Source organism: Anaerolineae bacterium (assembly GCA_016931895.1).
In the GTDB taxonomy this organism is placed as follows: Bacteria; Chloroflexota; Anaerolineae; order 4572-78; family J111; genus JAFGNV01.
Window position 1 is genome coordinate 1 of sequence record JAFGDY010000071.1, and the last position, 8,553, is coordinate 8,553.

The window sequence follows — 8,553 nt, forward strand, 5'->3', positions numbered from 1 at the left end:
ACAATGGCAAAGGCCTGCACCCCGAAGCCAATCACAATGGCGGTGAGAATGAGGGCCTGGGGCAGCGGGTCGGCAAAAAGGCCGGTCAGGGCTGCTTCGCCCGCCGCAATCAGGGGCGGTTTGTGGCGGTTCAAGCCCCCGGCGGTGAAGATGAGCAGGTTGGCCGCGTGTCCCAACAGAAACAGGCCAAAAATCAGTTTGACAATGCTGCGCCGCATCATCATATACAGCCCGGCAGCGTATAGACAGCCAATCACAATGGCCATTATCAGGGTCATGTTATTCCTCCTCGGCCAGGGAAAAGATAATGAGCAGGGTGATTCCCAGCACCACCAGATACACGCCCATATCAAATAACAACGGCGTGCCGACCTTGCCCAGCATCGGCACATTCTGGCTGCTCCAGAGACCGGTCATAAAGGGATAGCCCGCCAGCAGGCCGATCAGGCCGCTACTCACCGCCGCCAGCAAGCCAACGGCAATCAGCGTGCGGGGATGGAGATACAGCGCCTTTTTGGCCTCGGCCACGTTGTGGGCAATGGCGTAAAGGGCAAAGGCTGCGGCGGCCATCAGCCCACCGGCAAAACCGCCGCCGGGTTCGTTGTGCCCGCGCAGAAGCAAAAAGATGGAAAAGAGCAGCAGCAGGGGCAACAGATAGCGGGTGGCGGTTGACAAAATCAAGGACGTCATTGAGCACCTCCCTGGTTGGATGGTTGTTTTTTGTAGGTTGAAAATACAGCGGCTGCTTCGGGCCTGGCCGGCTCTTTTGGGGCCTGGCCCAGCCGCAGTCTGAGCAAATCGAATACCCCAATCGCGGCCACGGCCAGCACCGTGATTTCGCCCAGCGTATCCAGGCCGCGGAAATCAACCAGGATCACATTGACCACATTGCGCCCTTTGGCTGCGGTCAGGCTATTTGCGGCAAAAAAGGGCGTAATTTTTGATACCGTCGGCGCACTGTTAGCGATTAATACCAGTCCGGTCATCATTGCGCCGGCGGCCAGGGCAATGGCTCCATCGCGTAAACGGTGGGGGATGCCGGTAAAGATGGTAAAGCGGGGCAAGCGGTATAGGATGAGAACCAGTAAGATAACGCCCAACGTTTCGATAGCGATCTGGGTCATGCCCAGGTCGGGCGCATTGAACAGAAGGTAAAACAGGGCCACGCCGTAGCCCACCACCCCCAGGGCGACCACCGCCGCCAGCCGGGAGCGGCTGAAAACAACCATCACCGTGGCAGCCAAGATTAGCCCGGCGATGACCAACTCGTAAAAGCGAACTTCCGAAGTCATGATCAGGCCGGTCAAATCCACCTGGTTGAAGAGCGTGTAGCCAATCAGCACCACCGTGGTGAGAATGATGGTTATCAGGTAATAGCGCAGGTAGCCGTTTTGCAGAAGGCGAGTTTGCCAGCCCGCCACCTTGAGCATCCCCGCCAGCAGCCAGTTGTACCACTGTTCCGGCCCCCAACGGGCGATGATATTGAGTAGGCGGACGAGTCGTACCAGCGGTTTGTAGATGACATACAGCGTAATCCCCAAGGCCAGGGTGAGCAGGCTGAGGAAAAATTCCAGGTTGAGGCCGCTCCAGGCAGCAAGTTTCACCTTGACCACATCATCATACATGGCTTGGGCGGCAGCCACCATCACGGCTTGCAAGGGATTGTCCGGCCAGAGTTCAATGACCAGCACCAAGACCAGCCCGATGATCCCCAGCACCAGCGGCCCCAGCCACATCCCAGGCGGGGCCTCGTGGGGATGTTTGGGGGTGTTGGGTTTGGGGCCAAAAAAGGGCCGGTAAGCCACCAGCCCGGCCGCAACGATGGTCAGCGCGTTGGCTAACACGGCCGCGCCGGTAAGAATGTTCGACACCAGCGGGGGGGGCGCCAGAGTGGCTTCGTAGATCAATTTTTTGCCGATATAACCGATAAACAGAGGCAGCGCGCCCATCATTGACAATGCGGCCAGAATCACGGCGGCAAAGGTGATGGGCATCAGCCGGTAGAGGCCGCTGAGTCGGGTGATGTCGCGGGTGCCGGTTTCGTGATCAATTGAGCCGGCGGCCATAAAGAGCGCGCCTTTGTAGAGGGAGTGGACAATGAGAAAGACCACGGCGGCTTTGAGCGCGGCCGGCGTACCCAGGCCAATGAGCATGACCAACGTGCCCAGGGCGCTGACCGTGGAGTAGGCCAAAATGCGTTTGAGATCGGTTTGCTGCCAGGCCACGTAGGCGCCCAGCAGCATCGTTACCGTGCCGATCAAGACCAGGCTAAAGTGCCAGGCAAAGGTGCCGCCCAGGGCCGGATCAAACCGGGCCAGCAAATAAACACCCGCTGTAACCATTGTGGCCGAGTGCAGATAGGCGCTCACCGGCGTAGGCGCGGCCATAGCGTTAGGCAGCCAGAAGTGGAAGGGGAACTGAGCCGATTTGGTGAACGCGCCCAACAAAACCAGCATCAGCAGTGGTAGGTACAGGGGATGCGCCCGGATGAGATTGCCCTGGTCAAGTATGGTTGATAATTCCCAACTCTGGCCGACGTTACCCAAGAGCAGCAGCCCGGCCAGCAAGGCCAGCCCTCCGGCGCCGGTCACCAGCAGGGCTTGCAAGGCCGATTGGCGAGAAATTTCCTGTTCGTGGTTAAAGCCAATCAGCAAGTATGAGGTCAGGCTGGTCAGTTCCCAAAACACAAACAGGGTGATGAGGTTGTTAGCCAGCACCACCCCCAGCATAGCGGTCATAAATAGCAGCAGGTATAGGTAGAAGCGCCCCAGCAGCCGGTGTCCGGCCAGATAGCTGCCACTGTAAACGCTCACCAGCGCGCCAATACCGCTGATGAGCAGGCTAAAAATGAGGCTGAGGCCGTCCACGTAAAAGGAGAGGTTAACGCCCAGCGAGGGCACCCATGAGTACGCAAGCTGCGCTGTTTCTCCGGCGGCAATCAACGGGATCAGGGTGACAAAATAGAGGGTCAGACCCAGTGGCACTACGGCAACAAGCCGGCCGCTTAATTTGCCTAATTTCCCTTTTCTACCTTGCAGTTTAGATACCTCTGATTCGACTACGGTGTTTGTCATCGGTTTGGCCTCTTCTTTAGAAGGTGGACTAGGTGAAGCCCGTTTACCAATTCATCGGGAACTGTTGGGTGAACGGCAAATGGCCTTTTGGGCGAAAAAGTATTGGGTGAGTACGGTGAGGTATGATGAAGTTGCCGTACGCCAATATATCCGAGAGCAAGAAGAACGGGATAGGGGTTTAGATGTAGATTGAATTAGAATTGGTCTGGTCAAGGCCGGCGCGGATATTGCTGGCCTGTATCAATCACGCTATAAAAAAGCCCAGGCCCAGGTAGAGGCCCTGGGCCGCTATTTTGCCGGCAGAATTAACCTAAAAGTGGGGAAGGCGGGATTTGAACCCGCACGCCTTGCGGCACGTGATCCTAAGTCACGCTCGTCTGCCAGTTCCGACACTCCCCCAGCAAAATTGAAGAATGCGGGTGAGATTCTAACATTATTCACAGCGAGAGTCAATTTGCGCTCTTCGCGTCTTCGCGCTTATCCAAAATTTTGGGCAGGCAAGGGAGAAAGGGGGGCGGTATCAGTTTGCTAAATTTGTCAAAGTTTGAGCAAGGGGTTATAAACTATTGGCTCATTCTTTATGGTTGCTCATTGGAACTGGCAGGAATTCAGGGGGATGTCGTAACCATAACTTCACTTGGAGTTTGAACTTGCATAACAATAGTCAACAATTTGATCCACCACAAATAAATTCAAGTCAATATAACAGTCGCAATAGGCTATCCATCATCCATATTAGCAGTTGGCTGCTGGGGCTGGGTTTGCTCTTGACCGGCATCGGCGGAGCTTTTTTACCCTGGATTTGGCGGGATGAGGTAGCGCTGCAACTTACCGGCCCCGGGTTGGCCGAGTTTGTAAAGTTTCTGCCAGAAGTGCGGACGATGCAGTTGGAGTTTGAGCGACTTTTCTTTTTACTGCCGCTTTTTTTAGCTATACTGGCTATGCCTCTCTTTGCGGTAAATAAGGGGCTGGCCCTGCCGACCTGGCTGCGCCGGCTGCTGCGGCTGGCGGTTTTTCCACTGGCCCTGGCCTCGCTATCGCCGGTGTGGGCGCCGCCTATTTTGCTGGCGCCGGAATTTAGGTTGCAAACGAGTTTGGCGCTGGCGGCGATGGGGGGGGCCGTTATTGCTCCGGTTTTGAAAAACCTGCCGCCTAAACTGTTGGTTGTTTTTTGGACCGCAAGCGGGCCGGCCGCGATTATTTTGCCGCTGTGGCAATTTAGCTTGATCCGGCCAGGCCTGGCGGAGGTCTACCAGCAGCCGGTTGGGTTAGGCTGGGGCTGGTGGGTAACGGCCGGTGGGCTTGCATTGGGTTTGGGAGGCGGCGTGATGGCTGCTTTTTTGGTCAGGTTAAATGGAGCCAACCGTATTGGTAGGGAACCAGGCTGACCGGATAGTCTTTGGCCGTGATGCGGGGAAATGTCTGGCCGGTCAATACGTCAACCGGCGTGACGCTCCCAAAATCGGGTAAAGCAAGGGTGGTAACCTGGGTTTCATCCGTCAGGTTGGCCACAATCAACATCTGGGCTGTTTCGGTGAAACGGCGGTAGGCCAGGATGGCTTTATTGGTTCCGGTCAAAAATTCGCAGCGACCCCAACCAAGCACAGGATAAGTTTTACGAACAGCCACCAGGTGTTGCATGGTATGAAGCAGCGAAGCGGGGTCGGCCAGTTGCGCGGCCACATTGACTGCGTGATAGCCGTAAACGTCGTCGTCAATAAGCGGAACCCAGAAGTCTGCGGGAGCGGCGGCCGATTTGCCCTGGGAAAAACCGGCTCCCGGTTCAGCCGTCCATTGCATGGGGGTGCGCACGCCGTTACGGTCGAAAAGCCGGATGTTATCGCCCATGCCAATTTCGTCGCCATAGTAGATGATGGGCGCGCCGGGTAGGCTGAAAAGAATGGCGTTGGCCAGTTCAATTTTGCGGCGGTCATTATCCAGCAACGGGGCCAAACGACGCCGGATGCCCAAATTAAGGCGCATGCGCGGCTCCGGCGCGTACAAACGCCACATCAATTGGCGATCCTCTTCTGTCACCATTTCCAGGGTCAGTTCATCATGATTGCGCAGAAAAACACACCACTGGGTATTAAAGGGGATGGGCGGGGTGTCGTTCATGATCTGGATAATGTCGGCGGCATGGCCAAGTTTGAGCGCTTTGAAAAGGCGTGGCATCAAGGGAAAATGAAAGGCCATGTGAAATTCGTCGCCGGGCACGGTGGGATCGGCCGGGTCGCCGCCAAAGTAAGGCCGCAAATCCCAAGGCCATTGGTTGGCTTCGCCCAGCAGGATAGTGCCGGGGTATTCGGCTTCCATCATGGCCCGGATGCGCCTAAGATAGGCGTGTGTCTCCGGTAGATTTTCGCAGTTGGTGCCTTCGCGCTCAAACAGGTAGGGCACGGCGTCGGCGCGGAAGCCGTCAATGCCCATATCCAGCCAATATCTGATGATTTCTATCATTTTGTCGGCCACAATGGGATTGTCGTAATTCAAATCGGGCTGGCTGGCATAGAAGCGATGCCAATAGTATTGGCCCGTGGTTTCGTCGTAGGCCCAGTTGGAAGATTCGGTATCTACAAAGATGATGCGGGCCTCTTTGTATTTCTGGTCGGAGTCGCTCCAGACGTAATAATCTCGATAGGCATTGTCTTTGGATCGGCGGGCCTCGATAAACCAGGGGTGCTCGTCGGAGGTGTGGTTGAGCACCAGGTCGGTGATGAGGCGGATGTCGCGGGCGTGGGCTTCGCGCACCAGCGCCTTAAAATCGTCAACCGTGCCGTAATCGGGATGAATGTGGAAATAGTCGGCAATGTCGTAACCGTCGTCCTTGAGCGGCGAAGGGAACATTGGCAGCAGCCAGATGCAGTCAACGCCCAATTCTTTGAGATAATCTAACTTGGGGATGATGCCGCGCAGGTCGCCTTTGCCGTCGCCATTGCTGTCGGCAAAGGCGCGGATGTGCAGTTCGTAAAAAATTGCGTTTTTGTACCAGAGCGGGTCGGGAGTTAGCGTCATTTTTTTACCTTATTTGCCCGAAGGTTTTGAATTTTTGCCGGGTAAAGACAGAACATTGTTCTGTCTTTACTCAAAAACATGGCTATCTGAATAATTAAAGTCGCAGCACCAGGCCCTCATTTGGCTCAAGAGACAAGTTGGCCAGGTCAATTTGACCCGCGCGCCGCATATCCGTTGACACGGCAATGGCGGCCCGCCGGCCAACCTGGTTCAGGTCAAGGGTGTGGCTTTTGCCGCCAAAATTCAACACTACCACAAAACGGCCCGCGCCCGGCGCAGTGCGGAGATAGGCAAAAACATCGTTTGCCCCGGCTTCTATTGAGGCGTAATCCCCCCCGCTCAAGGCCGGTTCGGCGCGGCGCAGGCCGGTCAGGGCGCGGTAAAGGCTCAACATCGAGGTGGGGTCCTTTTCTTGCCGGGCGACATTACGCTCAACATAGTCGTTGTCCACCGGGAGCCAGGTGGTTACGCCAGGCGCGGCAAAACCGGCATTGGGGGAGTCGTCCCATTGCATGGGGGTCCGTTCCGGGTCGCGCCCCACAATGTGGGCGATTTCCGGCTGGTTAAGCGCGGGCGGGTCTTGAACAAATTCTGGGGGAATGGGCACGTTTTCCATGCCAATTTCTTCGCCGTAGTAAGTGGTAGGAGTGCCGCGCAAGGTGAGAAGCAGCATGTTGGCTACGCGGGCCTGGGCGGCCCCTACCCGGCTGGCCACGCGATGGCGGTCGTGATTGCCCATCACCCAGTTTGGCCAGGCCCCATTTGGCAAGGCAGCCTCGTAGGCGTCAACCGCCTGGCGCACGGTGGCCGCGTTCCAATCCAGGTGAATGAGTTGGAAATTGAAGGGCAAGTGACATTCATCAAAGTTTTGGCCGTAGTACTTAACCAATTCCTCGTTGGGCAAATAAATCTCGCCGACCATCATCCGCTCATCATATTCATCCAGCACGGCCCGCATTTGCCGGATAAGGCGATGCACTTCGGGCAGGTTTTGGGTGTAGATGTGTTGTAATTGGGCAAAAGGCCACACGCCATCCCAGTTTGGGTCAAGCGGTTCATCTCGAAGTTGTTCATCCTTCATCATGAGCCAGATAACGTCCACGCGAAAGCCATCAAGCCCTTTATCCAGCCAGAAACGCATCACGTCCAACATCGCCGCTAACACTTTGGGATGGCGGTAGTTGAGTTCCGGTTGTTGTTTCACAAACTGGTGCAAATAGTATTGGCCGGTTGTTTCGTCAAAGGTCCAGGCCGGGCCGCCAAAAACACTGAGCCAGTTGTTGGGCGGCCCGCCATCCGGGGCGGGATCGCGCCAGATATACCAATCACGTTTGGCATTGTCCCGGCTGCGGCGGCTTTCCTGGAACCAGGGGTGCTCGGTGGAGGTGTGGTTGGGCACCAGGTCCAGCAGCAATTTTAGGCCTCGTTGGTGGGTTTCTGCCAGTAAGCGGTCAAAGTCGGCCATTGTGCCAAAGAGGGGATGGATGCCGGTATAGTCGGCCACATCATAGCCAAAATCATGCATGGGCGAAGGGAAAATGGGGGAGAGCCAGATCGCATCCACATTTAAACTTTTAACATAATCCAGGCGTTGGATAAGGCCCGGCAAATCGCCGATGCCGTCGCCGTTGCCGTCTTGATATGAACGGGGATAGATTTGGTAAATAATGCCTTTTTGCCACCAGGGATAATGAGACCTAGCCATAACCATTTCTGCTCCTGTTAATTTGTTTGGCGCTACCCCATTCTACCCACTGCTGAGTTTAATGGCAAACTGCGGGTCTGGTGGTGCTGGCGTTCCTTGCATAACGACCAATGACCAACAACCAAATTTCGTCCTTCGTCGTTGGTCGTCCGTCGTCTCTTCGTTAGTAGTAATTTTTAATTTAATATTAAACTATTTGATGTAAAATTATTGAACAATGGGCACGCATTATCAGGGCACGCAAATAGAAAAAGATGCGCTGGACGTTTATATCAAACTCTCCCGGGCGGCAGAGTCGGTGGAAGCGCGGGTCAATTGCCATCTAAAGGATTATGGCTTAACCTGGAGCCAGTTTGGGGTATTGGAATCGCTTTATCACCTGGGGCCGCTGCACCAGCAGGAATTGGCGGCCAAAATCCTTAAAAGCAGCGGCAATTTAACGTTAGTGATTGACAATCTGGTCAAACGGGGTTTGGTAGAGCGAGAGCGAGACGAAAGTGACCGGCGTTTTGTGACCATTTGTTTGACCGAGAGGGGACGGCAATTAATTGACCAAATTTTTCCTGATCATGTGAAGAATGTGGTGAAAACTATCGCCGTTTTGACGCCCAAAGAGCAGCATCAACTGGCTGCCTTGTGTCGCAAGCTTGGTTTGGCTAAAGCATAAACTTTAAACTCGACTTTTGCAGTGACATAAGATTTAACATTAACAAGAAAATATGGGATAATAAAGGTCAAGCTAATCGGTATTCAAATGCT

Annotated in this window: 7 protein-coding genes and 1 tRNA gene; 2 read left to right on the forward strand and 6 right to left on the reverse strand. The window is 55.0% G+C overall.

From position 1 onward, the window contains the following. The 4 genes from JW953_05650 to JW953_05665 all read right to left on the reverse strand — a co-directional run. Nucleotides 1-278: NADH-quinone oxidoreductase subunit K (locus tag JW953_05650; protein MBN1992167.1), on the reverse strand; the 278-nt coding region annotated here is incomplete at its 3' end. A 1-nt stretch (nt 279) separates the two neighbouring features. Next, nucleotides 280-690 carry a Na+/H+ antiporter subunit B gene (locus tag JW953_05655; GenBank protein MBN1992168.1) on the reverse strand — a complete coding sequence of 137 codons (411 nt, stop codon included), beginning with the start codon at nt 688-690 and terminating at the stop codon, nt 280-282. Beyond that, nucleotides 687-3,074, reverse strand: a complete 2,388-nt coding sequence (locus JW953_05660; protein ID MBN1992169.1) for a putative monovalent cation/H+ antiporter subunit A — start codon at nt 3,072-3,074, stop codon at nt 687-689. Before JW953_05660 ends, JW953_05655 begins: the two co-directional genes overlap by 4 nt. Nucleotides 3,075-3,391: 317 nt before the next feature. Further along, a tRNA-Leu gene (locus JW953_05665) sits at nt 3,392-3,473 on the reverse strand. 251 nt (nt 3,474-3,724) lie between these two features. Here JW953_05665 and JW953_05670 point away from each other — a divergent pair. After that, the gene (locus tag JW953_05670; GenBank protein MBN1992170.1) at nt 3,725-4,462 is read left to right on the forward strand and encodes a hypothetical protein; all 738 of its coding nucleotides are present in this window, start codon (nt 3,725-3,727) and stop codon (nt 4,460-4,462) included. Here JW953_05670 and treS read toward each other — a convergent pair. Further along, nucleotides 4,419-6,089 (reverse strand): maltose alpha-D-glucosyltransferase, encoded by a 1,671-nt coding sequence (treS, locus tag JW953_05675; protein MBN1992171.1) that lies wholly within the window; start codon nt 6,087-6,089, stop codon nt 4,419-4,421. The two genes, JW953_05670 and treS, sit on opposite strands and share 44 nt — an antisense overlap. 94 nt (nt 6,090-6,183) lie before the next feature. Beyond that, nucleotides 6,184-7,800 (reverse strand): DUF3459 domain-containing protein, encoded by a 1,617-nt coding sequence (locus JW953_05680; GenBank protein ID MBN1992172.1) that lies wholly within the window; start codon nt 7,798-7,800, stop codon nt 6,184-6,186. Between the two features lie 211 nt (nt 7,801-8,011). Here JW953_05680 and JW953_05685 point away from each other — a divergent pair, with 211 nt between their 5' ends. Beyond that, nucleotides 8,012-8,461, forward strand: coding sequence for a MarR family transcriptional regulator (locus tag JW953_05685; protein MBN1992173.1), 450 nt, complete (start codon nt 8,012-8,014; stop codon nt 8,459-8,461). The last annotated feature ends 92 nt before the right edge of the window (nt 8,462-8,553 follow it).

Coding starts and splice junctions, on each gene's coding strand:
- JW953_05655 (MBN1992168.1), bottom strand. CDS start 690: ATGACGTCCTTGATTTTGTCAACCGCCACCCGCTATCTGTTGCCCCTG.
- JW953_05660 (MBN1992169.1), bottom strand. CDS start 3,074: ATGACAAACACCGTAGTCGAATCAGAGGTATCTAAACTGCAAGGTAGA.
- treS (MBN1992171.1), bottom strand. CDS start 6,089: ATGACGCTAACTCCCGACCCGCTCTGGTACAAAAACGCAATTTTTTAC.
- JW953_05680 (MBN1992172.1), bottom strand. CDS start 7,800: ATGGTTATGGCTAGGTCTCATTATCCCTGGTGGCAAAAAGGCATTATT.
- JW953_05685 (MBN1992173.1), top strand. CDS start 8,012: ATGGGCACGCATTATCAGGGCACGCAAATAGAAAAAGATGCGCTGGAC.